General features: G+C 62.6%; 23 protein-coding genes, 1 tRNA gene and 1 other RNA gene. 9 read left to right on the top strand and 16 right to left on the bottom strand.

Annotated features, from left to right (window positions below; genetic code table 11):
• Nucleotides 1-6: 6 nt before the first annotated feature.
• Genes flgL through fliW form a run of 3 tightly spaced genes read left to right on the top strand, consistent with a single transcriptional unit; the run spans nucleotide 7 to nucleotide 2,498 of the window.
• Complete coding sequence (gene flgL / locus G394_RS0106880; protein ID WP_028577030.1) at nucleotides 7-1,803, top strand: flagellar hook-associated protein FlgL; 1,797 nt, start codon at nucleotides 7-9, stop codon at nucleotides 1,801-1,803.
• A 9-nt stretch (nucleotides 1,804-1,812) separates the two neighbouring features.
• Nucleotides 1,813-2,052: a carbon storage regulator CsrA gene (gene csrA, locus G394_RS0106875; RefSeq protein ID WP_028577029.1), complete on the top strand. Its 240-nt coding sequence runs from the start codon at nucleotides 1,813-1,815 to the stop codon at nucleotides 2,050-2,052.
• Complete coding sequence (gene fliW, locus G394_RS0106870; protein ID WP_028577028.1) at nucleotides 2,028-2,498, top strand: flagellar assembly protein FliW; 471 nt, start codon at nucleotides 2,028-2,030, stop codon at nucleotides 2,496-2,498. Before csrA ends, fliW begins: the two co-directional genes overlap by 25 nt.
• A gap of 63 nt (nucleotides 2,499-2,561) precedes the next feature.
• Here fliW and flgM read toward each other — a convergent pair whose 3' ends face one another.
• Together flgM and G394_RS0106860 are read right to left on the bottom strand one after the other, a co-directional pair.
• Nucleotides 2,562-2,867: a flagellar biosynthesis anti-sigma factor FlgM gene (gene flgM / locus G394_RS0106865; protein ID WP_051307013.1), complete on the bottom strand. Its 306-nt coding sequence runs from the start codon at nucleotides 2,865-2,867 to the stop codon at nucleotides 2,562-2,564.
• A 79-nt stretch (nucleotides 2,868-2,946) separates the two neighbouring features.
• The gene (locus G394_RS0106860) at nucleotides 2,947-3,363 is read right to left on the bottom strand and encodes a DVU0524 family FlgM-associated protein (RefSeq protein WP_028577026.1); all 417 of its coding nucleotides are present in this window, start codon (nucleotides 3,361-3,363) and stop codon (nucleotides 2,947-2,949) included.
• A 166-nt stretch (nucleotides 3,364-3,529) separates the two neighbouring features.
• On the opposite strand from G394_RS0106860, the gene G394_RS0106850 reads away from it, so the two are divergent.
• The 5 genes from G394_RS0106850 to gatB are packed head-to-tail and all read left to right on the top strand — an operon-like array spanning nucleotide 3,530 to nucleotide 9,389.
• Nucleotides 3,530-4,378 (top strand): NAD(+)/NADH kinase, encoded by an 849-nt coding sequence (locus G394_RS0106850; protein ID WP_028577025.1) that lies wholly within the window; start codon nucleotides 3,530-3,532, stop codon nucleotides 4,376-4,378.
• A complete protein-coding gene (locus G394_RS0106845; RefSeq protein ID WP_028577024.1) occupies nucleotides 4,379-6,148 on the top strand; it encodes an ARMT1-like domain-containing protein in 1,770 nt (589 codons plus the stop codon).
• Nucleotides 6,145-7,296, top strand: coding sequence for a murein transglycosylase A (gene mltA / locus G394_RS18295; protein ID WP_043774990.1), 1,152 nt, complete (start codon nucleotides 6,145-6,147; stop codon nucleotides 7,294-7,296). Before G394_RS0106845 ends, mltA begins: the two co-directional genes overlap by 4 nt.
• Before the next feature lie 2 nt (nucleotides 7,297-7,298).
• Nucleotides 7,299-7,943 carry a DUF4254 domain-containing protein gene (locus G394_RS0106835; RefSeq protein ID WP_028577023.1) on the top strand — a complete coding sequence of 215 codons (645 nt, stop codon included), beginning with the start codon at nucleotides 7,299-7,301 and terminating at the stop codon, nucleotides 7,941-7,943.
• Between the two features lie 15 nt (nucleotides 7,944-7,958).
• Complete coding sequence (gatB, locus tag G394_RS0106830; RefSeq protein WP_028577022.1) at nucleotides 7,959-9,389, top strand: Asp-tRNA(Asn)/Glu-tRNA(Gln) amidotransferase subunit GatB; 1,431 nt, start codon at nucleotides 7,959-7,961, stop codon at nucleotides 9,387-9,389.
• A 241-nt stretch (nucleotides 9,390-9,630) separates the two neighbouring features.
• Here gatB and G394_RS0106825 read toward each other — a convergent pair whose 3' ends face one another.
• Entirely contained in the window at nucleotides 9,631-10,737 is a 1,107-nt protein-coding gene (locus tag G394_RS0106825; RefSeq protein ID WP_028577021.1) for a M20/M25/M40 family metallo-hydrolase, read from the bottom strand.
• A gap of 156 nt (nucleotides 10,738-10,893) precedes the next feature.
• Here G394_RS0106825 and G394_RS0106820 point away from each other — a divergent pair, with 156 nt between their 5' ends.
• A complete protein-coding gene (locus G394_RS0106820; RefSeq protein WP_028577020.1) occupies nucleotides 10,894-11,301 on the top strand; it encodes an NINE protein in 408 nt (135 codons plus the stop codon).
• A gap of 20 nt (nucleotides 11,302-11,321) precedes the next feature.
• On the opposite strand, the gene G394_RS0106815 is transcribed toward G394_RS0106820, so the two are convergent.
• From G394_RS0106815 to hisD, 13 genes are all read right to left on the bottom strand, one after another.
• Nucleotides 11,322-12,077, bottom strand: a complete 756-nt coding sequence (locus tag G394_RS0106815) for a transporter substrate-binding domain-containing protein (protein WP_028577019.1) — start codon at nucleotides 12,075-12,077, stop codon at nucleotides 11,322-11,324.
• Between the two features lie 74 nt (nucleotides 12,078-12,151).
• Nucleotides 12,152-13,246, bottom strand: coding sequence for a M20 family metallopeptidase (locus tag G394_RS18290; RefSeq protein WP_051307011.1), 1,095 nt, complete (start codon nucleotides 13,244-13,246; stop codon nucleotides 12,152-12,154).
• Nucleotides 13,247-13,314: 68 nt separating this feature from the next.
• On the bottom strand, nucleotides 13,315-14,313 hold the full coding sequence (locus G394_RS18285) for a carbonic anhydrase (protein ID WP_156902499.1): 999 nt from the start codon (nucleotides 14,311-14,313) through the stop codon (nucleotides 13,315-13,317).
• Nucleotides 14,314-14,780: 467 nt separating this feature from the next.
• The gene (locus G394_RS21145) at nucleotides 14,781-15,530 is read right to left on the bottom strand and encodes a hypothetical protein (RefSeq protein WP_043774984.1); all 750 of its coding nucleotides are present in this window, start codon (nucleotides 15,528-15,530) and stop codon (nucleotides 14,781-14,783) included.
• 237 nt (nucleotides 15,531-15,767) lie between these two features.
• Nucleotides 15,768-16,619, bottom strand: a complete 852-nt coding sequence (locus G394_RS0106795; protein ID WP_028577018.1) for a Tim44 domain-containing protein — start codon at nucleotides 16,617-16,619, stop codon at nucleotides 15,768-15,770.
• A gap of 172 nt (nucleotides 16,620-16,791) precedes the next feature.
• An RNA gene (ffs, locus tag G394_RS20705) (signal recognition particle sRNA small type) lies at nucleotides 16,792-16,887 on the bottom strand.
• Nucleotides 16,888-16,899: 12 nt separating this feature from the next.
• Nucleotides 16,900-16,991 (bottom strand) — tRNA-Ser (locus tag G394_RS0106790).
• A gap of 143 nt (nucleotides 16,992-17,134) precedes the next feature.
• Nucleotides 17,135-18,583 carry an ArnT family glycosyltransferase gene (locus G394_RS0106785; RefSeq protein WP_169725540.1) on the bottom strand — a complete coding sequence of 483 codons (1,449 nt, stop codon included), beginning with the start codon at nucleotides 18,581-18,583 and terminating at the stop codon, nucleotides 17,135-17,137.
• A 146-nt stretch (nucleotides 18,584-18,729) separates the two neighbouring features.
• Nucleotides 18,730-19,161, bottom strand: coding sequence for a thioredoxin TrxC (gene trxC, locus G394_RS0106780; protein WP_028577016.1), 432 nt, complete (start codon nucleotides 19,159-19,161; stop codon nucleotides 18,730-18,732).
• 619 nt (nucleotides 19,162-19,780) lie between these two features.
• A complete protein-coding gene (locus G394_RS0106775) occupies nucleotides 19,781-22,324 on the bottom strand; it encodes a fused MFS/spermidine synthase (protein ID WP_028577015.1) in 2,544 nt (847 codons plus the stop codon).
• A 116-nt stretch (nucleotides 22,325-22,440) separates the two neighbouring features.
• A complete protein-coding gene (locus tag G394_RS0106770) occupies nucleotides 22,441-23,205 on the bottom strand; it encodes an enoyl-ACP reductase FabI (RefSeq protein WP_028577014.1) in 765 nt (254 codons plus the stop codon).
• Nucleotides 23,206-23,229: 24 nt separating this feature from the next.
• On the bottom strand, nucleotides 23,230-24,129 hold the full coding sequence (locus tag G394_RS0106765) for a phosphoribosylaminoimidazolesuccinocarboxamide synthase (protein ID WP_028577013.1): 900 nt from the start codon (nucleotides 24,127-24,129) through the stop codon (nucleotides 23,230-23,232).
• Nucleotides 24,126-25,436, bottom strand: a complete 1,311-nt coding sequence (hisD, locus tag G394_RS0106760) for a histidinol dehydrogenase (RefSeq protein ID WP_028577012.1) — start codon at nucleotides 25,434-25,436, stop codon at nucleotides 24,126-24,128. The genes G394_RS0106765 and hisD overlap by 4 nt, the downstream gene beginning before the upstream one ends.
• Between the last annotated feature and the right edge of the window lie 6 nt (nucleotides 25,437-25,442).

Raw genomic sequence — 25,442 nt, 5'->3', positions numbered from 1 at the left:
CCGGCAATGCGCGTATCCCTTCGCAACCAGTACAGCAGTTTTCTCTTCAACCTGCAGAACACCCAGTCCCGCCTGATGGAACTGAACATGCAGGCCTCCAGCCAGAAGCGCATCAACAAGCCTTCCGACGATCCCGTCGGCACGGCCAGGGTCCTCGACTACCGCAGCTCCCTGTCGGCCATCAACCAGTACCGCGCCAACATCGACACGGCCACGGGCTGGCTGAACCTGGCCGACGAGTCCATGCTCCAGTCCAGCGCCATCCTGACTAAGCTCAAGGGCCTGGCCGAGCAGGGGTCCACGGGCACCATGACGGCCTCGGACCGCGAAGCCACGGCCTACGAGGTCCGCCAGCTCTTCAGCCAACTCGTCAACCTGGGCAACACCCGCTACGAGGGCAAGTCCATCTTCGGTGGCCAGAAGTTCGAGCAGAACGCCTTCGAGGAAGGGCTCATGGTCTACGACGAGGACGGCAAGAGCCTGGGGCTGGCCTCGGGCGCCGCAAGCCGCAGCATCGTCGTGCAGTTCATCGGCAACGAAGGCGACACGGCTACGGTGGGCGACGCTGCCATTCCCTGCCGCTACTCCAGCGACGGCGGAAAGACCTGGACTACGGGCTCGGTGGGGACAGGCGGCGTCCTGGACATGGGCGGCGTCAGCCTCCAACTGCCCAAGGGCAGGGTCCTCGACCTTTCGCCCGAGACCAACACCAACCGGACAACCGGTTCCTGGCTGACCGTCGCGCCCACGGCCGTGTACAAGGGGGATCACGAGTCCCAGTCTGCGGTGAAGTATACAGCAGGCGGCCTCGACGTTGTGGCCGAGCCTCTTGGTGGGTTCGAGCGGGATGTTGATGTCGTCGTCGCGGCGTCGGGGACGGACTTGGCGATTACCGTTTCGGCCCAGGTCAACGGCTCTCCAGAGACTTGGACAACGACGATGCCGGATTCCAGGCCTTTGCTGCTGGAAACGCCTTACGGCGCGGTACGCCTGTCAGGAACGAATCTTGTCGGAGCTGAATTCACGGTGAAGTCCGGTTCCACGGGCGTGGTGAAGATGGGCTCTGCGCTCAACGCCGAAGGGCGTGGTCTTTTCGATGGCGACGTAATGGTGCGCATGGAAAATACCATTACTATCGGCACAGGCGGGACGATAAACTACTCCTACAGCACCGACGGGGGGGGGACTTGGTTATCGGGGCATTCCGTATCCAATAGTACGCCCCCAAATCCCGGCGATCCGGTCAAGCCGGTCGAACTTCTCGTGCCGGGCGGCAAGCTCGTGCTTTCGGGGCGAGGCAGCGAGTTCGGCCTGGAGGCGGGGGACCAGTTCGTCATCCACCCCCAGACCGCGGCCCACGAGGTCGAGATTTCGGCGGGCCAGTACGTGCAGCTCAACAACATCGGCTCCGAGGTCTTCGGCGGCTACTACGAGCACGGCTCCCAGCCCGCCTTCGGCGATTCGGCCGGGGAGAAGAACATCTTCGTCGCCGTGGGCAAGCTCGTGGCGGCCCTGGAGAACAACGACCAGCAAGGCTGCGCCGAAGCGCTCAACAGCCTCAAGACCTCCCAGGAACATTTCACCACCCAGCTGGCTTCCGTGGGCGCCCGGGAAAACAGGCTCGAGGTCGCCGACACGGTGCTCTCGGGTCTGGGGCTCAACGAGACCGAGCGCATGAGCAACATCGAGGATGTCGACCTGGCCTCGCTCCTGACGGAATTGGCCAACCAGCAGCTGTCCTATGAGACAGTCCTCAAATCCTCGTCCATGATCATGAAGATGAGCCTGGTCAACTACCTCTAGGAAGGGTTTATGCTCATACTCTCGCGTCGGCCAGGTGAAAGCGTGCATCTGGGCGACGACATCAAGATCACGATCCTGAGCATCAAGGGGCAGCAGATCAAGATCGGCCTCGACGTGCCCGAACACATGCCCGTGTATCGTGAGGAGTTGTACCAGAAGGTGCAAAACCAGAACGCCTCGGCCCTTGAACTCGACAACCACGACCTGATGATGGCGGCAGCACTATGGACAAGCACAGACAGACGATAAACACCCGCATCGGGTCCATCACGGTGTCCCTGGACAAGACCATCCGTTTTCCGCGGGGCCTCATCGGCTTTGAGTCCCTGCGGGAGTTCGCACTGGTCGAGTTCAAGCCCGGCTCGCCGTTCCACTTCCTGCAGAGCATGGAGATGCCCGGCATGGGCATGATGCTGGCCGACCCGTTCTCCTTCCTGCCCGGCTACGAGATACGCCTGGCCTCGGTGGAGGAGCGCATCCTCCGCATCCGGAGCGTGAGCGACCTGTTCATCCTGGTCAGCGTCACGGTGCCCAAGGGAGACCCAGAAGGCTGCACCCTCAACCTGACGGGGCCCATCTGCGTCAACGTCCAGGAACGTCTGGGCCTGCAGTCCCCGCAGACGGATCTTCCCTATCCCTCGCGCGTGCTGCTGCGGGACTTGGACGGAGGGGACAGGCGCCTGGCCAACTCATAAGAAACTAGAAAAGCCCGACCGGCGGACCGGTCGGGCTTCTTCATTCCCTCTGCCGACGCGGGTCTATCCCCAGACGTCGAGTTCCTGCCGCACAAGGCTGGCCGCGATGTCCTTGCCTTCGGGCTTGTATTCGCCGGCCTCGATCCTGGCCTTGATGTCCGAGACCTTGTCGGCGCGCACCCCGTCGCTTTCCTGCGCCGTCTTGAAGGCCGCGGCCTTGAGGCGCCCCTCCTCGGAGATGGAGATGCGGTCGTTGGCGCCTTCCTGGTTTGCGGCCGCCTTCTGGGCTTCCTGGTGCTTCTGCTCCAGCTGCTCCAGGCGGTGCGATTCGTATCCGCTGACCTTGGTGGTGATGGTGTTGATGGTCATGTTCCACTCCCTCCGGGTGTCCCGGCTGCGCCGGCAGCGCCGGCCGCATCGGCGGTTTCCCGCCCGTGCATGAAAAATATCAGAGCATCGTCTCGTTGACCCTGCTCAGGGCGATCTCCCACAGCCGGCGCATGAAAACATCCTTCTGGCCGTTGGTCAATTCGCTGACGCCTTGTTCCGTCTTCTTCAGTACCTGAAGCCCGCTCCCGTCCGCAGGGTACCTGAAGACCATGTCCCCACCGAACTCGCTCATGAGCTGCTGCTTGATGTCCCGGACCACCGGGTTGGTGCTGTCCGAGCCGATGAGGTTGTCCACGATCTCCCGGGCGACCTTCTCCACGAGCTGGCGGCGCTTGGCTTCCTTGGAAATGGAAACGGAATCCCCCTGTCCGGCGCGGTCCATGTACTTCTTGAACCTGGCGATGCGTCGGCCGGTGTCTTGGTGCTGGTCATAGGTCCGCACCACGTTTTTGACGAGGAAGGGATTCACTGTCACGGGCTATACCTCTTACTTCTCCCTATCGGTTGTCGTCGCGAGAACTTTAGGAAAATTCACAAAAATCAGGAACAAAAAATTCTCTTTGATTTCAGGCGGGACGACGCCGTTCAGCTTGGACAGGCTTTCCTTGAACACCCGTCGCCTTTTGCATACAGTCCCGCAAATGGGCAAAATCATCACCAAAATCGTCATCGTCCACAGCAGCGGAAACGAACTGGCCCACGGCATGGCCGGGCAGATCCGGGACTGGCTCTTCCACGAGGGCCGCTCGGCGCGCATCGTCGAGACGTCGCGCGAAGCGGCGCCCCCGGCCGAAACCTGGGCCGGCGCGGAAATGATCCTGACCCTGGGCGGCGACGGCACCCTCCTGGCCGTGGCCCGGGCCGTCCAGGACCTGAGCATTCCCATCCTGGGGCTGAACCTGGGCACGGTCGGCTTCCTGTCGGAGATGTCGCCGACGGACTGGCGCGATTCCCTGACGGCCATCCTGCGTGGGGAGTACGACATGTCCCTGCGCCTGGTGATAAGCTTCCACGTCGTGCGGCGGGGCCAGGAGTTTTACAAGGGGTACGCCATCAACGACCTGGTCATCAGCTGCGGGAGCCTGGCGCGCATGATCCGCCTGGACATGTGGTACGGCAACGACCACCTCGGCACCGTCCGGGCCGACGGCATGATCGTGTCCACGCCCACCGGCTCGTCGGGCTACTCCATATCCGCCGGCGGCCCCCTCATCTATCCGGAGCTCAACGTCTTCGCTCTGACACCCATCTGCCCCTTCCTGCACGCGTTCCGCCCCATGGTCATGCCTTTCGAGAAGGACCTGCGCGTCCTGGTCCGCGACGCCGACGTCGACGTCTACCTGACCCAGGACGGCCAGACTGGCGTGGTGCTTGCGCCCGGCGACAACGTCATCGCCTCCAGGGCAGAGAAGCCGCTCAACCTGATCCGCCCCTTGCATTCCCACTACGCCCACAAACTCAAATCCAAAGGATTCGTGAGGGAGAGCTAGATGTCCAAGCTGCCCGACTTCTTTTCGGTCCGCGAGCTGCGCTACGGCCGCGACCCCTATCTCGACGCCTGGCTCCTTCATTTCATGACCGAGAACAACATCGAGCCCAGCGTCAACCCGGCCGAGAACGCCCAGCCCGAGCAGCTGCGCTTCATGGTCGACCTCGACGACGACCAGGTCTTCGTGCCCTGTTCGGACGAGATGTTCGAGAACCTGCTGCACACGCGCCTCTCGGATACCCTGCGGGCCGAGTACCGCGAAAAGTGGAGGATGCTGGTCCACCTGGTGCGCATCAACATCACGGACCGCTACACGCGGCGCAAGATCTTTTCCCTGTCCCGGAACAAGATCCGTCAGGTGCTGCACGCGCCGTTTCTCATCCCGTCGCGGTTCCTGAAGCAGCTCCTGACCATCTTCATGGCCATGAGCGGCGTGCACGACCCCCAGCGCGCCGAAAAGAGGCTGGCCAACAAGCGCGCCGAGGATTTCATGGCCCGGCCGGCCATGAACCGCTGCCTGTACGCCTGCCCGGAAACCACCCTGGGCTGCACGTCCATCCAGAATCTGCGCTGGGAGCTCGACCTGCTGGAACTGGCCCGGCTGTGCCGGCTTTCGCTGCGCCCGGCGATCTGGGAAAGCCCCGGCGAGTTCACGGACAGCCCGGCCTTTTTCGACGACATCTGCGCCTCGTGGCCCGAATTCACCGAGGTCATGACCAGGGTCATGGGCCCCGGTGACGGCCGCAAGCCTCTCAAGATCCTCTTCCTGCCGGCCAGCAGCGGCGAAGTCGTCTTCGACCTGCGTTTCATCCGCGTCCTGCTGCGCCTCGGCCACAAGGTCATTCTGGCCCTGAAAGAGGGGTTCTGTCTCGACAGCCCCGTGTTCTGGGACGTGGAGCACGACAGCGCCCTGGCCCGCGCCCTGGGTGAGGCGCGTCTGGTGGAGAACAGCCGCATGAGCAAGAACGACCTCCTGCGCGCCCAGCGCGAGGACTCCCTCATCGTCATCTCCGACGGGACCCGCGAGCGCCTCAATCTGTGGCGCACCAGCGTGACCTTCGCCCGCGCCTGGAAGGAGGCCGACCTCGTCGTGGCCAAGGGTTTTGCCAACCACCGTCGCCTGGTGAAGAACTCGCACCTCTTCACGCGCGACGTCCTGTGCCTGTTCCGGGACGAGGACGGGCGCGACCGCGTCGTATTCAAGGAGAAGTCGCCCCGGGTGACGAAGATCACCGAGTCGCAGGTCGTGGCCCAGGCCGATTCCATCATCGCGCGCATGCGCAGCGCCCGCGGCATGGGCAAGCAGGTCATGTTCTACAGCGCCATCATCGGCAGCATTCCGGGCCAGACCAAGGTGGCCCTGCGCGTGGTCAACACCTTCGTCTCCCACCTGCGGGCCAAGCACGCCAACCTGATGATCATCAACCCGGCCGAGCACTTCATGGAAGGCATGGACGGCGACGACCTGATGTACATGTGGGAGCGGGTCCAGCGCAGCGGCTTCATCGACGTCTGGCGCTTCCAGACCGTGGCCGACATCGAGAACAGCTTCGAGCTCATGGGCGAGCCGGTCCCGGCCGAGTGGCACGGCAAGGACGCCACCTTTTCCACGGGCTGCACCAAGGAGATGAACATCGCTCTCGACATGCAGGACAAGCACCCCGAGATGCAGATCATCGGGCCCGACCCCAAGCGCTTCTTCCGGCGCATGGAATACGGCGTGGGCAAGTATTTCGACGCGCGCATCCCGGACAAGGGCCGCGGCCTGTGAGGCTTCTGGCGGCAGCCGTCGCGCTTACGTTGCTGTGCGCCTGCGCGGCGCCGGGCAAGGCCCCGTCCCTGGTTGAGGCGCGGCCCGGATCCGGGCTGGCCGCGCGTGTGGCCAATGCCGCCGCGGCCGACCCCGTGCCCATGGCTCAGGCGTTGCTGCGCTCCCTGGACTATGTCCGGACCAAGCCCCTGGGCGCGCAGGCCTTCGGACCCGGCGGCCCCGAATGCACGTGGGCGGAGCTGGCGGCCTCCCTGGAGCACATGTTGGAAGTGCTGCCGCGCCTGGGCGGCGACCCCGGCCTGCTGGAGCGCGAGTTCATCTGGCGCGAGGTGCGTCCCGAACCCCTCATGACGGGCTACTACGAGCCCGAGTTCGAGGGCAGCCTGGTCCCAGACCCGCGCTTCCCGGTCCCCATTTACGGCCTGCCGGCGGACCTGCAGACCGTGGACCTCGGGGCGTTCCACCCGCGTTGGAAGGGTCAGACCCTGACCTGCCGCGTGGAGGGGGGCAAGGTCCTGCCCCCGTTCACCCGCGAGGAGATCGACTCGCGCGGGGCGCTGGCCGGCGCGCAACCGCCCGTGGCCTGGACCCGCGACATCGTCGACGTCTACTTCCTGCAGGTGCAGGGCTCCGGGCGGCTGCGGCTGCCCGACGGGTCCGTGCGGCACGTTCTCTATGCCGGGAAGAACGGGCATGAATATGTTTCGCTGGGCAAGGTCATGATCGACCGCGGGCTCGTCCCGAAGGAAGAGATGTCCATGCAGCGCATCCGGCAGTACCTGCGCGAGCATCCGGCTGACGTCACGGACCTGCTGAACACCAACCCGAGCTACGTTTTTTTCCGCATCGCCGATGACGGGCCCCTGGGGGCCATGGGCCGGGCGTTGACGCCGATGGTCAGCGTGGCTACAGATTCTGCCTTTCTGCCTCTGGGCAGCATCCTGGCCGTGGAGGCCGGGTTGCCGCAGCCGGGCGGCTCGGCGGAGTCTGCGGCCTTTCTCGGCCTGGCTCAGGACCGCGGCGGGGCCATCAAGGGCTCGCGCCTGGACCTTTTCTGCGGGGCGGGCGAGAGGGCCGAATTTCTGGCCGGCCACCTGCAGGCCCCAAGCCGCGTTTTTCTTCTGCTCAAAAAACAGGACGCACCATGACCATGACCCCTACGGCCCTCAAGGCCCTTCTGCGCGCCGCCATTTCGGCCCAGCTCGACCATGTGGCCCTGTGGCACCTCGAGGAGCCTGCGGCGGACATCCCGGCGCTGGACGGCGACGGCCTGGTGGAGCTGGTCCTGCGCCAGCACCTCAAGAATTTCCTGCTCTGGCACGTCGAAGACCGCGCCCGGCGCAAGGACGTGGACGACAGCGTTATCACCGCCTGCAAGCGCGAGATCGACGGGCTCAACCAGCAGCGCAACGACCTCATGGAACAGGTCGACGCCTGGCTGGTGCGGGCCGTGTCCGCCTTCGAGGCCCAGCGGGACATCCCCGAAGACCGCCGCCGCTACAACACCGAGACCCTCGGCGCGGCCCTGGACCGCCTGTCCATCCTGAGCCTCAAGATCTTTCACATGCGTGAGCAGACCGAGCGGGATGACGTGGACCCGTCGCACCTCGAACGCTGCCGGGAGAAGCTCGGCGTGCTCCGTGCCCAGCATGACGACCTGTCCCGCTCCGTCCTTGAATTGGTGGACGAGTACGCAGGCGGCCTGAAGAGTCCCAAAGTCTATTTCCAGTGCAAAATGTATAACGATCCGGCCCTCAACCCGGAACTGTACGCCGCCAAGCCCGTCGCCGGCTGAAGCGAAGGAGTGCCCATGCGCGACTATGAAGTGGTCATCGGTCTGGAGGTTCATGCCCAGCTCAAGACCAACAGCAAGATATTCTGCTCCTGCTCGACCCAGTTCGGGGCTGGACCCAACGAGAACACCTGCCCCGTGTGCACGGGCATGCCCGGCATGCTGCCGGTGCTCAACGGCCGCGCCGTGGAATACGCCGTGAAGATGGCCCTGGCCGTGGACTGTGAGGTCAACCGCCGTTCCCTGTTCGCGCGCAAGAACTATTTCTACCCCGACCTGCCCATGGGCTACCAGATCTCCCAGTTCGAGCTGCCCGTGGCCGAGCACGGGCACATCGACATCCACACGGAGAGCGGCGTGAAGCGCATCGGCATCACGCGCATCCACATGGAGAACGACGCGGGCAAGAACATCCACTCCCCTGCGGACAACGCTTCCTACGTGGACCTGAACCGCGCCGGCGTGCCGCTGATCGAGATCGTCAGCGAGCCGGACATGCGCTCGGCCGAGGAGGCCGTGGCCTACCTGAAGAGCCTGCGCGCCATCCTCGTCTACCTGGGCATCTGTGACGGCAACCTGGAAGAGGGGAGCTTTCGCTGCGACGCCAACGTGTCCATCCGGCCGCGCGGGCAGAAGGAGTTCGGGACGCGCGCGGAGCTCAAGAACATGAACTCCTTCCGCAACATCCAGCGCGCCATCGAATACGAGGTGGGCCGCCAGATCGACCTGGTCGAGGACGGTGAGACCATCGTCCAGGAGACGCGCCTCTTCGACGCGGCCAAGGGCGTGACCCGCTCCATGCGCGGCAAGGAGGAGGCCCACGACTACCGCTATTTCCCGGACCCGGACCTGCTGCCGCTGGTCATCGACCCGGACCGGATGGAGGCCTGGCGCGCCGAATTGCCCGAACTGCCCGCGGCCCGCTGCCGTCGCTACCAGGAGACCCTGGGCCTGCCCGAGTACGACGCCCTGGTGCTGACCGCTGAAAAGGAAGTGGCCGATTATTTCGAGGCCACCCTGGAGACGTACTCAGAGCCCAAGAAACTTTCCAACTGGGTCATGGGTGAGGTCATGCGCGAGCTGAACGACCGCGGCGCGACCCTGACGGACTGCAAGGTGCGGCCGTCCGAGCTGGCCGCGCTGGTCAGGCTGGTGGACGACGGCGTCATCAGCGGCACCATCGCCAAGAACGTGTTCAAGGAACTCTTCGAGACGGGCGGCGACCCCGAAGCCCACGTCAAGGCCAAGGGCCTGGTGCAGATCTCCGACACGTCGGCCATCGAGGGGCTGGTGGACGAGGTCCTGGCCGAGAACCCGGCCGAGGTGGAGCGCTACCGGGGCGGCGACAGGAAGCTGACGGGCTTCTTCGTCGGCCAGGTCATGAAGAAGTCCAGGGGCAAGGCCAACCCGGGGCTGGTCAACCAGCTGCTGGCGAAAAAACTCGGTTAGGCTAAAGCGTCAGATCTCGCAAAAACAAAACGGGCGGCCCAAGGGTCGCCCGTTTGCGTTATGAACGGAAGAATACTGCAAACAGCCTGAGATATCATGAGAAGTCATCCCCGCGAAGGAGGGGATCCATGCCTTTTTCCGGCATGCTGAAAACACTGGATCCCCGCCTTCGCAAGGATGACACGTGGTGGAGCGGAGCGCCTTCGCATCGGCAATCGTCTTCGATCAAAAACGCAGTCTCCTAACGCTGCATCAGCGCCGCCGTCAGCCGCGCGGCCTTGAGCATGTCTTCGACGAGGACGAACTCGTCGGTGGTATGCACGCGGCTCATGCCGATGCCGAGGTTGATGCAGGACAGACCCTGCCCCGCAAAGACGTTGGCGTCGCTGCCGCCGCCCGTGCCCTTGACCGCGCAGGTCAGGTTCTGGTCGTTGCAGGCGTGCAGGGCGCGGTGCAGGAGCATGCTGTGGGCCGGGACGTCCATGGCCGGGTAGGAGATTTCGTGGCTGAAGTCGAAGCTGCCGCCGAGCTCCTCCACGGCTTTGACGCAGCACAGGCGCATGTGCTCGATCTGGGCCATGAGCTTGGCGTTCGTCTGGGACCTGGCTTCGCCCGTGAGGGTCACGCAGTCCGGGACGATGTTGGTCTGCCCGCCGCCTTCGATGCGTCCGAGGTTGGCCACAGTCTCCTCGTCGATGCGCAGCAGGCGCATGTGGCTCACGGCGTGGGCGGCCAGCTGGATGGCGCTGATGCCTTTTTCCGGCTCGATGCCCGCGTGAGCGCTGCGGCCGTGGAAGGTCACGCTGATGCCGGCCTTGCTCGGCGCGCGGACGATGATGGTGCCGACGTCCCCGCCGGCGTCCAGGACCACGACCTCGTGGGCCTTGATGCGCGAGAAGTCCAGGTTCTTGGCCCCGAACATGCCCGCTTCCTCGCAGACGGTGAAGAGCAGGTACAGCTCGGGGTGCGGGATTTTCTCCTCCTCCAGGTGGAACAGGGCCTCCAGGATGGCGGCGATGCCCGCCTTGTCGTCGCCGCCCAGGACCGTGTTGCCGGCCGCGCGGATGACGCCGTCATTCAGCACCGGCTCCACGCCGATGCAAGGCGGCACGCAGTCCATGTGCGCCGAGAAGGCGATGGCCTCGCCCGGCCCCGTGGCCGGTACGCGGACGATGACGTTGCCCGTGTCCCCGCCGATGATCTCGCCGGCGTTGTCCACGCGGATATCGTAACCCCGCCCCGCGAGCAGGGCGCAGAGATGGTCGGCCACGGCCTTTTCGTGCAGGGAGGGGCTGTCGATGCGGGCCAGGTCGAGAAAGGTGTCGGTCAGTCGCTGTGAGTTGATCATTGTCGCGGTGTGTCCTTGTGAATGGGAAGTACCGGGATCATTGCCTTTTGTTCAAAAAAGGTCAACAAGGTCATGGCGGGCGGGGCATCCCCGCGTTTCGCCTGCATATTCGGACACGCACGCGCCTTGCAAACCGCACATCAACAGGAGGCAACCATGCCCAAGGGAACCATGGTCGACACGCACAGCACCTTCATGGGGTATCTGCTCTGGATCTTCGGGTTCACGGGATCGCACCGTTTCTACTATGGCAAGCCCATTTCCGGGACCGTCTACTTTTTCACCCTGGGTCTATTCTTCATCGGCTGGATCGTGGACCTCTTCCTCATCCCGTCCATGGTCAGAAACGCCAGCTTGCGTTTCCGGCCCGGGCGCATCGACTACTCCCTGGCCTGGATTCTGCTGACCTTTCTGGGGCTTTTCGGGGTGCATCGCATGTACATGGGCAAATGGATCACGGGGATCCTGTACATGCTGACGGGCGGGTTCTTTCTGATCGGGTATGTCTACGATTTCTGGACGCTCAACGACCAGATCACGGTCATCAACGCGCGGGAAAGCTGATCCGTTTCGGCGGCTTGGACTCAGGGCCTCGCCGGTTTGCCGGGGTCGGGCGGCGAGAACCATTTCCTGGCCAGGGAGTCCAGTTCCCCTGAGGTCTGCATGGCCGCGAGGGCCGCGTCCATGTCCACCTGCAGGCGGTTCCGGTCCTTGCGCAGGGCGATGGCTACGTCGGAGCCCGGGTCCGGTGTGGTCAGGACCTTCACGCCCGTGCCCGATTCCCGGGCCAGATACCGTCCCACCTCAAGGGGCATGATGGCCGCCGCGGTCTTTCCTTCGGCCAGGAGGCGCAAGGCATCCTCCTTGGTCTTGGTCTGGGTGACGCGGATGCGCGAGAGGATGCCTTCCTTCCTCCAGAGCAGTTCCACATATGAGTGCCGGTCCCCGGTGATGATGCGGCCGAACAGGTCCTCCACCCCGGACGCCGTGCTGTTCGCCGGGACGAAGACCGCATCGTGGCGCCTGGAGTAGGGAGCGGTGAAGTCGAAATAGGCCAGACGGAACTCGTTGACTTCCATGCCCGCGATGATGTCGATGCGGCCGATGCGCAGCATGCTGACCACGCTGTCCCAATCGCCTTGGACAAAGCGCGCCTCCATCCCGAGACGGGCCGCCACGGCCCTGGCCACGTCCACGTCGAAGCCGGCAGGCTGTCCATCGACCGCGAACTGGTAGGGCGGGAAGCCCGACGCCACGCCGACGGCCAGCGTCTTCCCCTGGGCTGCCGCCATGCCGGGGCAAAGGAGGATGAGGGTCAGAATCTGCAGCAGGCGGCTCATGAGCGACTCCGGATTCGGGCTGAATCATGCCCTTTCTAGCCTATGCAGACCCTGCGGACAAGTGTGGAGAGAAATTATTTGCTCCCGTCCGACTCGAGACGGTCGCACAGGAGCGACAGCCGGCCGTGGAGTTTCGCGATGGAGGCGATGGACACGCATTCGCCGAGGCCATGCTGGGTGCCGAAGCCCTCGGCCCCCCAGATGGCGCCGGGGATTCCGCGGTCCATGAGGTGGCGCGCGTCGCTGGCGCCGTGCTCGCGGGTCAGGACTGCGCCGGGGGCGGTGTCGAGCAGGATGTCGGTCATGGGCGAAGGCGGCGAAGCGAAGACCGGGATGACCGAGAGGACGTCGACCCTGCTGCGCACCCGTTCGGTTATGGCCTCGACCAGGCGGCGCGGTTCGTCGTCCTCGGTGAAGCGTATGTTGAACCAGCCCTGGGCCGTGTCTGGAACCTGATTGATGGATTCCCCGGCCCGAATCTTCCCGAAGTTGACGGTGCGGTGCCAGTGGTCGGGGCCGTCGTCGCCACCGAAAAGCTCGTGGATGCGCCCGTAGTCTTCGAGCAGCGTGTCGATGGCGTTGAGCCCGAGCCACGGCCGGGCGCCGTGGGCGGCCTTGCCCGTGGCCGTCAGCAGGATGTCGATGACGCCCTTCTCGCGGGTCACGATCCGTTCCGGGCCGCCGCCGTCGAGGGCGATGGCGAAGTCCGCGTCGATCCCTTCCAGAGCCCGCGCCGCCCCGTTTTCCCCGCCCGTCTCCTCGTCCCCGGTGATGAGCAGGCCCAGAGCCATGTCGGCCTGGGACAGGCCGCTTCGTTCCAGGGCCCGCAACCTGTCACGGAACAGAACCAGCGACAGGGCCACGGCGTACTTGTCGTCGATGGCCCCGCGCCCGAGGAGCCTGTCTCCCTCGATGCGCGGCGAAAAAAGCTCCTCGGGCGCGTCCACCACGTCGATATGGGTCATGAGCAGCAGGCGGGCGTGTGCTCCGGGCATGACGAGGACCGACGGGGTCCCCCCGTGCACGATCTTTCGCGCGGCGATGTCCTGCCGCCCGCACCAACCCACGACGAAGTCCGCGCAGCGCATGATTTCCTCCGGCCGCGAGTGCATGGAGGGGATGCGGATCAGGTCCTGGGTCAGGCGGATGATTTCGTCGCAGGTGGTCATGGCGTGTGTCCGAGGTTTGCGTGTTGCCGGGCCGGAAAAGGAAAACCCGGCCGGGCCGGGTTGTTTCCTTACTTTTCTTCCGGGTTCAGGACCTTCTTGTCCAGAATGAAGACCGCTCCGATGAGCAGCAGGACGAAGATGACGAAGGAGAAGAAACCGAAGCCGCCGCCGGATGACCCGTCCTCGGCGTGGGCCGCTGCCTTTTCGTCATGGGCGGCATCCTTTGCGGCGGGGGCGGCATGCTCCTCGGCCTTCTTTTCCGCCTTGGCGGGCTCGGCGTGCTTTTCGGCCGGAGCCTTGTCGTCATGAGCAGCGGTTTCCTTCCCGGTTGCGGCCGCTTCCGCGTGGGCCTCGGGGGCCGCGTGGGCGGCAGCCGGAGCCGCTTCGGTGCGTTCGATGATGCGTACCTTGCCCGTCAGGATGTCGTAGATGGCCCCGACCACAACGACCTTGCCCGCGGCGGCGCGTTCGGCGATGGCGTGGCTCTTGGTCATGATGTCGTCCACAGCCTGCCAGACGTTGGCCTCGATGGCGGCGTTTATGAGTTCGGCCTGTTCGGCTCCGGGATGCTCGTGTTTGGCCTTCTCCACGGCGGGCACGATGTTGTCCACCAGCTTGGGGATGCTGCCGTGGACTTCGGCGCCGGTGGTCACGGCCGTGACTGCGCCGCAGTAGGTGTGCCCGAGGACCATGAGCACGGGCGTGCCGAGATGGTCCACACCGTACTCGGCGGACCCGATCTCGTCCGTGTCGGCCACGTTGCCGGCCACCTTGATGACGAAGAGATCGCCCACGCCCTGGTCAAAGAGAATCTCGACGGGCACGCGGGAGTCGGAACAGGCGATGACCGTGGCGAAAGGCGCCTGGCCGTCGGTGGTGGTCACCAGACGGCGGGAGAAACTGGTGTTGGGGTGGGTGGACTGGCCCAGGGCGAAACGCAGGTTGCCTTCGCTCAGCATCTGCAGCGCCTGCTCCGGGCTGACCGGGTGGGCTGCGTCGGAGGAGGCCAGGGCTGCGATCGGGGCCAAAAGGAACAGCAGGATCAGGACAAGACGCTTGATGAACATGGCAAACCCCTGTTTTTCATGTTGATGTATGCAAGGGGGCTAGAACCCCCCGGATGGCCGGAGAAAGCTCGGGAAAATATGCACAAGCCTAGCCTAGCCTGGGGCGTATTTCAAGGATTCTTGTCGGAAAAAGGTGGGGTAAATAGGTAACGTTTTGGAAATCTGAAAGAAATAATCGGATTGCGAGGATAAAAAGGCTCGTGAGGGTTGCACCTCCATGGGATTATGAATCACGAAAGGCCATTTCTGGACTCGCTCAAGCTGGATGGATCTTTGTGGAGCCCGTCATTGCGTGGAGTCTTCGACGCGGCAATCCAGTTTTTCGGGCGCTTGTGCCGACGCGTTCGGATCAACGCTCAACGACATCAGTGGGTATCCACTGATAGGCTGGGCGCTCTAACTGGAAGAGCAATATAAAAGCGGCGCGCGACAAAAGCCGCGCGCCGCTTTGATGCAGGTTTGCCGGACTAGTCCTTGAGGACGACCTTGTCCAGGAAGACCACGGCGCCGACCAGGGCGACGACGAAAAGGATGATGAGCATGAAGCCGGACCCGCCTTCGGAGGAAGCCTCGGCAGCGGGGGCGTCGTGACCGGCCGCTACGGGTTCGGCATGGTCTGCGGCCGGTGCTGCGGCGTCGGCATGGGCCTCGGCAGGCTCGGCCTTGTCCGCGGCCGGTGTTTCCTCGGCGGCCTGGGCATTTTCAGCGGCCGGGGCTTCGGCGGGCATGCCGAGCAGGTAGCGGCCGACCATGGTCTGCTGCTCCGGGTGCGCACCGAGGATCTTGACCGCGCCGGTTTCGGCGTCAAGGAGTGCGCCCTGGACGGTGACCTGGCCCTTGAGCACGGCATGGATCAGGTCGGGGGACGCGGTCAGGGTGTTGGCGTACACGGCCCAGACGGAAGCTTCGTCAAGACCCAGGACGAGTATCAGCGGCGCGGTGATGTCCTTGGCCTTGACGGTCAGGCCCGTGTCGACGCCGAAGGGGGCGCGGACCGCACCGACCTGTTCTGCCGCGAGATTGAACAGCGCCGCGGGTTCCTGGGCGATGCTCTCGTCCATGACCACGATGGCCAGGGGCTTGGTCTTGAGGCTCTTTTCGAGGGTGTACATTTCGTTGCCCAGGCTCAGGGCCTTGAGCGCCGCCTCGGGGGCCGCAGCCATGGCCGAGCCGGCAATGAAGCACAGCAACACCGCCAGAGAGATGACTTTTTTCATGTTCCGATTCCTTAGGGTATGAAGTTTGCGGTTGTCAGGTTCCCGGCGCGGAGTGCTCGTCGTCTCCGCGGCAGAGCCCCTGTTTGAATGCTTCAATTTCGTCCTTGAATCGCGAGGCCAGGACATCGCTCCCGCAGAACCTGCAGGAGATGCGCGCCGCGGCTCATCTGCCCACGATACGCGCCGGCTTGCCACACAGTGGGCAGGGAATGGCGTCGTCCTCGAAGGCCTCGTCCATCATTTCTCCAGTTGCTGAATGCCTTCCACGACCCAGTGGCTGCCGCCTCCGGTCTCGTAGCGGCTGAAGTGCCACGCCTCGCGGACCTGTTCGGCCGGGGCCGCCGGGGAATCCTCGCGCAGCATGGTGTCGAAGAGGACTGTGGCGATGGTCTGGTTGCCGATGGTCTTGACTTCCAGAAGGCGGGCCTCAAGCAGCAGGATCTCGGTCTTGCCCGGGCCCGGATCGGCCGCGGCCTGCGACTGGATCTCGGCGAACACCTCGGGCGACGTGAACTGCTTCAGGTCGTTCAGGTCGCGCGCGTCCCACGAGGCCTGCATGCGCGTGTAGGCCGCCTTGGCGCCGTCCAGGAATTCCTTGGCGTCGAAGCCGGGTGGATAATTCTCCGTAGCGGAAGCCGTCTGGTGCGGGGTGGAGCGGAGGTTGTCCCAGGCTCCGCGCTGCATGTCGTGAACCCGCCCCGGACCGCCGGCAGTCTGGGGCATCGGTTGGCGGCTGCGCAGGAACCTGAACAGCAGGAAAAGACCCCCTCCGATGAGGAGGATATCGATGAAGGAAATTCCCGAGAAGCCCCCGCCGAAAAGCAGGGAGCCGAGAAGGCCGCCCATGAGCATGCCGCCGAGCATGCCACCGAACATCCCGCGTCCTCCCATGGGGGAGGCTCCGGGAGCCGCCTGTTGTGTCGGTGTGGATGAAGGCGCGGTCGGCTTCTGGTAGCTTCTCGAATAGGACGGCCTGCTCCCGAAAGAGCCGCCGCCTCCCAAACGCTTGGCGTCCGCAAGGTCGGGCATGGTCAGCAACAGCAGACCCAGTCCGAGAATGACGGCTGTCAGGCTTGAGAATTTTGTCACAATTCCTCCTTGAGAAGGTTTGTCCCGTACCCGATATGGGCAAGGGATGGAAAACGGAAAATCAAATCCGAACAATTAGGGATTATAATGGCAAATTGGCGATTGAAAAGGCCTGACCCGTCATGCGGCCTCAGGCGGGTAAAAAAAAAGGCAGGAGCGAAAAATTTCGCACCTGCCAGGGAAGCCGGGTACCCGGAAGCAACTGTTACCGCTGCTTCCTTTCGGACCTGACGGGGTTGGCAGCGCATCCGCCACCCGGCTTCGCTTGATTTGTCAAAAATGGCGGAGAGGAGAGGATTCGAACCTCCGGTACCCGTTAAGGTACACACACTTTCCAGGCGTGCGCCTTAAGCCAGACTCGGCCACCTCTCCGCGTTCGGGAAAAACGTCTCTATGTCAGCGTCTTCTCTTTGGCAAGAAGAAATTTGCGCGACAGGGAAATAAGCTTTGAGGGTTGATTGGTCTCGGCCGGCCGACCTGTTGGCATTATCAGGAACAGCGCGAGACCTGAGGATTCACTTTTCGAAGGATACGATTACCCACCCGGCGTGTTCAGCCTGCGTACCATTAAGCCCTTCTGCTGCGAGGGTCGAGACGATAAGCTCCGTGTCCTTCTTTTTGGCCACAACCCGATATTTTCCCGACGCCGATTCAAGGAAATCGTCCAGAGCTTGCTTTCTGTCGCCACTGCCAGCACCAATCCAGCTCAGTTTGCCTCCTGCGTAGAATTGCAGCCCGTAAGCCTTGTCTTTGACCAGCGCAACGGTCTCGCCTTCTCCTGCCGCCAGAATAGCTTCGTGAAGGGCGCGCATGTTCTGATGCAATGGAAGGACGCCCAGAAGAATTCGTGCGGCCATGGCAAGAAAAATCGCCCCTGCAAAGATTGCTGCAGTGCGGCGAAGCGGAATGCGGTCGCGGCGATGAGCAATGCCGAATGCGATGAACATCGTCATGGGGATGGACAGCGGCAGTACGTAGAGGGGCAACCTGCTCTTGGCCAGGCAGAATACGGCCAGAGGGAGGACAATCCAGAGTCCTAGAAAGGTGCGCTGCTCCGGGGGCATGCTTTGCCATGTTCTGAAAGGGTTGCCCATCATCCAGAACCAGTGGAGCTGCCCGGCGAAGAGAACAGGCACGTAGATGACAAATGGCTTCCACCATTCGGGGTTTCTGTGAAAGGCGTCCGAGGTCAGCCGGCCGACAACTTCCTCCTTGAGGAAAAAGGAGAGCAGTTCCGGCCTCTTTATGATGATGGCCGCAAACCAACTCAAGCCGATGATTACGAAAATCATCAGACCGGCCGGCAGAAATACTTTTCCATCGCGAAACCGCCATACATGCCACGGGATGATGGCGAGCAGAGGCAGGAGGCCTGGCGGGCCTTTTGTCAGAAAGGCCAGGCCGAAAGCCGTCCACATCGCGAACAGCAGTTTTTTGGACTGGCCGGGAGCAAGGGCCCAAAGGACGTAGCACGCCACGGCCAGACTCTCCCAGAGGGTCAGCACCATGTCAGTGCTCAGAAATGTGGCGCCAAGAATGGGGAGAACGGAGGTGGCGTAGACACCCAATGTCGTCAGTGCGGCGAATTCCCCCCAGAGCGACCATGCCAGCCAGGCCAACACCAGGCCCGTTCCGAGGAAGGACAGAGCGGTGCCGAGACGGGCACCGGCCTCGTTCTCCCCCGCGACGAGCATTCCAGCGGCCATGGACCAGTAGGCCAAGGGCGGTTTGGCCCAATGGGGAGCGGAGTCCAGCGTCGGTTCCAAAAAATTGCCGCTTGAAAGCATTTCAAGGGCGCACTCCGCGTAACGCCCTTCTGTGGTCTCAAGCAGTCCTCGTTCCAAGTTGCCAACGAAGGAAACGAGGAAAAAGCCTGTTAGAACCACAGCCCACATGAAGACGCGGTGTCTGCGCCATGCATGTTCAAGGGATATTCCAACGTGATATCCTGGCGTGCTGCTCATGTGCGATGTTGATGTTCCAAGAATTTGTAAAATAGTTTGTACATGAAAGAACGTTGCCATTTGCGATTGAAAAAGCGTTTTGTATGATTTTTATTCAATAAAAACGCCATAATGTCAACCGTGCTGCTTTCTTGAAGTTGTTTGGATTACAAATGCTGGCGCACCCACGTTTGGATCTGGCCCGCGGGCATGGCCCCGGACATGCGGGCTACTTCCCGGCCCTGCCGGAAGAGGACGAGGCTTGGTACGGACTGGATGGCGAAGCGCGACGGGACAGCGCTCTGGGCCTCTGTGTCCATCTTGGCCAGGACGGCCTGACCCTGGAGAGCGGCAGCAGCCTGGGCAAAGGCCGGGCCCATCATCTTGCACGGCCCGCACCAGGGCGCCCAGAAGTCCACGAGGACGGGCAGGGTCGAGCGGGAGACGAAACGGTCGAAGGTCTGGTCCGTGAGGTCGATTGGGTTGGCCGGCAGGAGGGGCGTTGCGCATTTGGCGCAGACAGGGTGCTGGCGGATGCGGTCGGTGAGGACCGCGTTCACGGTCTGGCAATTCGGGCAGACGGCATGTATTTTTTCCATAAGGGTGGCCTCCGGTTTGAAATGCGGTTGAACTCTTTGGGAATAAACATCTTTGGGGAGTGGGCAAGGTGTGTCGGCGGTGAAGATGGTTCGGGCCATGCGGTTTGCGGCGTATGGAAGGCGGTTCGAAGCGGGCGCTGGCGGATGGGGGAAAAGGATGTGTCGCCGTGCGGGAGGCGGCCTGTTGCCGGTGTGGCCCGTGGGTCCGTCGGAATTTCTTCGCCGGCCTCGTAGAGTTGAACCGTTGCGTGCGGCGCGGCAAGGCTGGACAATACGCTTGGCAACGGTTCAACAAACGATGCCTGGCTCAGTCGGACAGCCGACGGACCCACGGGCCACACCGGCAACAGACCTTGAGGCGGGTATGGGTCGGATTTGGTTTGCGGTGGGCTGCAGGAAGATGGATTCCCGTCTTCGCGGGAATGATCTGAGATTTCGCGGACGACCTGTTTTTCCGTTGAAAGTCAAAGAGAAGCAGAAAGTACAGCAAGCATAACGTCATTTCTGCGAAGGCGGGAATCCAATATTTTTTTCGGACAGTTGAATAAGTCGTCCTCTCTCCTTCTTCAAGGGGTGGACGACTTATTGCTGTGACGTCTTCATGCAGGCAGGATGCGTATCAGTTGTAGAGTAAACGCTTCAGCATTTTTTCCGTCACCGAGTTCGGGATTCTCCACCGAGAAAAGAAAGCGCGTCGATGCAGAATGCGCGCTGTTGTGTCCAGATCTGGGTCGGAAATTTCAAGGGACGATGCGTAGGACATTTCAAGAATCTCAAAAAAAATATCTGGGCGATTAGGACCAAGCAAAAATTTTGGAGAATGGAACTCGACAACAGGGAACACGTCCGTGTTCAAACCCTGCACGCCGCTAGTCATCGTTTTCAAAGAATTGCTATCGAGATAATAGAAGCTCAGCAGAGAGCCTGGCGTGTCGATGTTCATATCTTGAAATTTGTCGCGGATATCAGATTTGTCAAACAAGTGTCTTAATCGTTCTGCATTGATTTCGAGGGGCTGCATTGAGCTGAGCAAGAACGTGTCTGTTCCTGACATCCAGAGATGGACATAGGGAAAAACGCTTTGCAATGATTTGATGATCAGTTTGAAGTGCGAGCTATCCATGTTGTAGTACGGAATCCACTGGCACAGAATGCCGCCTTCGTTGAGTCTGCTTCCGGCAATACGGAAAAAATCCGCCGTGAAGAGATTGGCGTTGCCTGTTTGCCAGGGGTTCGACGGCTCGGAAATGATCATGTCGTATTTTTTGGGGATGGAAGCGAGCCATGTGCGTCCGTCGAGAACCCGGATCGTCGAACGGGCATCGGTGAAGACGCGCTCGTTCAGCGCGGAAAAGAAACGAGCCGCAGTCACGACTTCGGGAGAGATTTCAATGCTTTCCACTGACTTAACGGGCAGGTCGAGCACGCAGGCCGATGTGATTCCGGTCCCGAGCCCGATAACGAGGGCATTATCGGTGTTTTTTGCGTACAGGTACGGCAGGTATCCCAGAAGCATCTGTGTGGTATTGTCGCCTTCGCTGGACCCGTCCGTCTTGCCGTTGACTCGCAGAAACCGGTGCCCGTGGGAGGATTCAAGCACTGCTACGCTCGCGGAGCCTTCCTTATAGAAAATCAGTTCGTAGTTCTTCATTTCCCTTTCCAGGGCGCCTTCGGAATCAAAGAACTTTGAATAGACGTAAACGCCTGAATTCATGCGCGTCGCATCCCAGGTCGTGAAAAAGATCGGAGCCGCCACTGCGATCAGGCTGAGGCACGCGGCCCAGGCCATACGGAATGACGAACGGGGTCTGGCGCCGAGAATGACCGCGGCAGAGCCGAGCAGGGTCAGGCTGGCCGCGATGATGAGGCAGCGTTCGGATCCAACCAGCGGGATGATGACGAAACCTGCCACCAAGGCGCCGCAAATGCTACCTGCCGTGTTCCAGATATAGGCGATGGATGTGGCCACGCCGGTTCCCGTGTGCCGATTTTGCCTGGAGCGTGCGATGGTGTGCAGACAGAGGGGGAAAATGGCCCCGCCGATGCTGGTCGGAATCAGCATCAGGGCGGCGCAGGCCAGGAATTCCTTGGCGATGACCGTGTGCCACTGTGCCTGCATGTCCCCGAAGACTCCGACAAACCATGACGGGAGAAAGCCGATGACGGGCGTGACGGCCAGTATGGCCAGGCCGTCGATCAACAGCAGGGCGGCGAGCAGTTTGCCGGAAGAGTAAGGCAAAAGGTATTTCGCCGCGAAATAGCATCCGACCGAAAGACCGATGAGATAGGCCGTGAGCATGGTCGAAAAGGCGTACACAGATGTGCCGAAGACCAAGACGAGGGCGTGGCTCCAGGCATTCTCGAGTAGCATCCCGACGGTTCCGATAAGAAAAAGAACGAGAATCGGAAGGGCAAAGGGGATGTGCGGGCCGTCATCAGGGGATTCCGTTCCCGTGACGGATCTTTTCGTGGTTTTTGACGGTGACGCCGGGGTATCGTCATGTTGGACGAACCAGTCGCGCAGAACGAACACGCATGTCAGGCCCACGATCACATTCAGGATCGCCGCAAAGTACATGGTCTTGTCGAGGCCGAAGTAGGGAATGGACAGGAATGCGCTGGCAAATGATCCAAGCGCAGCGCCGAACGTGTTGATGGCATACAGGACGCCTATGCGTTTGCCGGCCTTTCCCGTGTCCTTTTCGACGTACTGTGCCAACACGGGCAAAGTCGCGCCCATGAGCGATGTCGGAATGATCAGCAATATCAGGGCAATGATGAAACGGTATAGGGCAAGGGACAGTGCGCTTCCGTGGGATGCGGCAAAAATGGAGGCATGGATCGTTTCCGCGGTCGAGATGATCAGAGGAAATGCGAGAGCATAGACTCCGAGCGCAATTTCCAGAACGCCGTAGATTCTGCCGAGATTCTTCCCGCGCCTGCTGATTCGTGCGCCAAGATGGCTTCCCAAGGCCAAGCCCAGCATGAAGACTGCCAAAACCGTGGATATGGCTTGGTTGGTGCTGCCGAAAACGAGGGACAGCATTCTGGCCCAGACCACCTGGTAGGCCAGGGCGCACATGCCTGACAGGAGAAAGGCCAGGAAGAGAACAGCAAACCCGCGCGTGGGCATGGCTGCGATGGATGTTTGCGACGAAGTCATGCAGAGCTCCGGAAAAGGCGTATTTTACTGCGACGGTTGTCTTTGGATATGGCGGCAAGTGCCTGCAACAAAAAACCCCTTCAGCGGGAAGGGGTTGCCTGTGCGTCCGGCGATCCTCAGATGCCCATGATGTTGTAGCCCGAGTCCACGTAGATGACCTCGCCCGTGATGGCGCGGGACAGGTCCGAGGCCAGGAAGAGGCCGGTCTTGCCTACATCCTCCTGGATGATGTTGCGGCGCAGGGGGGCGCGTTCCTCGATGGTGGCCAGGATGGTCTTGAAGCCCGAGATGCCCGAGGAGGCGAGGGTCTTCAGGGGACCGGCGCTGATGGCGTTGACGCGGATGCCGCGTTCGCCCAGGTCCATGGCCAAGTAGCGCACGCTGCATTCCAGGGCGGCCTTGGCCACGCCCATGACGTTGTAGTTGGTGATGACCTTTTCCGCCCCGTAGTAGGTCATGGCCATGACCGATCCGTTGTCGTTCAGCAGGGGGTCGAAGGCCTTGCACAGTGCCACCAGGGAGTAGGCCGAGATGTCCATGGCCAGATGGAAGCCGTCGCGCGAGGTGTCCACGTAGCGGCCCTTGAGGTCGTCGCGGTTGGCAAAGGCCACGGAGTGCACGAGGATGTCGAAATTCCCCCACTGCTCCTTCACGATCTCCGCGGACTCAGCGATGGCCGCGTCGCTGGAGACATCGCACTGGAACAGGAAGTCACTGCCCAGTTCCTCATGGATGGGCTCGACCCGCTTCTTCAGGGCTTCGCCGGCATAGCTGAGGGCGATGGACGCGCCGTTGTCTTTCAGTTCCTTGGCAATGGCGTAGGCGATGCTCTTGTCGTTGGCCACGCCGAAAATGAGGGCCTTTTTCCCTTGAACGAGCATGTGTCTTCTCCGGTTGGTTGCGCCTTACGGCAATTGCAAGGGGGTGCCTGTGAGCAGTTCGTACGCTTCCAGGTATTTTTTCTGCGTTTCCGCGATGACCTCGGCGGGCAGCGTCGGCGGCGGCGGGGTTTTGTCCCAGCCGGTTCCGCTCAGCCAGTCACGCAGGTACTGCTTGTCGAAGCTGGGCTGGGACTGTCCGGGTACGTACTTGTCAGCAGGCCAGAAGCGGGAGGAGTCCGGCGTCATGACTTCGTCGATGAGCAGGATGTCCTTGCCGTCCAGGCCGAACTCGAATTTGGTGTCGGCGATGATGATGCCGCGCTCGGCGGCCAGGTCGCGGCCGCGGGAGTAGATGGCCAGGGACAGTTCCTGGATCTTTTTGAGCAGCCCCTCGCCGATGCGCGACTTGGCGTCGGCCAGGGTGATGTTCTCGTCGTGGGCGCCCAGGTCCGCCTTGGTGGACGGCGTGAACAGGGGCGTTTCCAGCTTGTCGGAATCGACCAGCCCGGCCGGGATCTTGTAGCCGCAGACGGTGCCCGTGGCCTTGTAATCCTTGAAGCCCGAGCCCGTCAGGTAGCCGCGCACGATGCACTCGATGGGCAGGGGCTTGGCCTTGCGCACGATGACTGCCCGGCCTTCGAGGTCCCCGGCGTGGGGGGCCAGGGCGGCGGGGAAGTCGCGCACGTCCGTGGCCAGAAGGTGGTTGCGGACCAGATCCTTGCAGGCAGCCATCCAGTACAGGGTGATCTGGTTGAGGACCACGCCCTTGTAGGGGATGGGCTCGTTCATGATCACGTCGAAGGCCGACATGCGGTCCGTGGTGACGATCAAAAGCGTCTGCGGGTCGATCTCGTATATGTCGCGGACTTTGCCGCGCGAAAGAAGCGGGTACTCGCGGATGCTGGTCTTGGTGATGATGTTCATGGTTTCTCCAGTCGTTGTTCCACGCTGCGGGCGTGGGCTTCGAGGCCTTCGAGGCGGGCCAGGCGGGCCACCTTGGCGCCGTTGGCGCCGATGTAGGCCTGGTCAGTGCTGATGAGGCTCGTCTTCTTGCAGAACGTTTCCACCGAAAGGGCCGATGAGAAGCGCGCCGTGGACAGGGTCGGCAGCACGTGGTTGGGCCCGGCGAAATAGTCGCCCACGGGTTCGGGCGTGCTGTGGCCCATGAACACGGCCCCGGCGTTGCGCACGCTACCGACCCAGGCCCACGGGTCGGCCACGCTCAGTTCGAAATGCTCGGGCGCCAGGCGGTTGATGAAATCCAGGCCGGTCTGCAGGTCCGGGACATGGATGAGGGCGCTCCACTCGGACAGGGACTTGGCGGCGATGGTGTTCCTCGGCAGGGCCGGAAGCTGGATTTCGAGCTCCTTGCGCACCGCGGCAAGCAGTTCGGCGTCGGGCGAGACCAGGAGGCTCGATGCCAGAGGGTCGTGTTCGGCCTGGGAGAGCATGTCGGCGGCCAGCCATGCGGGGTCGGCCGAGGAATCGGCCAGGATGGCGATTTCGCTGGGACCAGCGATCATGTCGATGCCGACATGGCCCACCAGCAGGCGCTTGGCCGTGGTCACGAAGATGTTGCCAGGCCCCGCGATGACGTCCACGCGTGGGATGCTCCGGGTCCCGTAGGCCAGGGCGGCGATGGCCCAGGCCGATCCGCAGGCGAAGACATTTTCGATGCCGAGAATGGCCGCCGTGGCCAGGATGTAGGGGTTGAGGCTTCCGTCCTTGCGCGGCGGGCTGACCGCGCAGACCGTCCGTACGCCCGCGACCTGGGCCGGGATGGCGTTCATGAGCAGGCTTGAAATGAGGGGCGTCTCGCCGCCCTGGCCACCGGGCACGTACAGCCCGGCCCGGTCCACTGGCAGGACGAGTTGGCCCAGGGTGGTGCCGGGGGCCGGCGTGGTGATCCAGGAGTTCTGCTTCTGGCGCTGGTGAAAGTCGCGGATGTTGGCCGCAGCCTCGCGGATGATGTCCGCGTCGGAGGCGGGAATTTGCCCTAGAGCTGCGGTAATGTCGGAATGGGGGACACGCAGGTCGTCCGCAGACATGGTTGGGCAGTCGAAGCGCCGGGTGTATTCGGCTACGGCGTCGTCGCCGGTTTTCCGGACCTTAGCCAGGATATCGCGCACCAGCGGCTCGACATTGTCCTCGGCCGCATCGCGCCGAGACAGCCAGGAGGAGATGTCCGGCCAGTCGGCAGGGATGGAGTAGGATATGGATTTCAGAGGCATGGACGC

The organism is Desulfomicrobium escambiense DSM 10707 (genome assembly GCF_000428825.1).
Taxonomy (GTDB): domain Bacteria; phylum Desulfobacterota; class Desulfovibrionia; order Desulfovibrionales; family Desulfomicrobiaceae; genus Desulfomicrobium; species Desulfomicrobium escambiense.
Note: the sequence above shows the minus strand (reverse complement) of the source record. Positions and strands in the feature narration are given on the sequence as shown.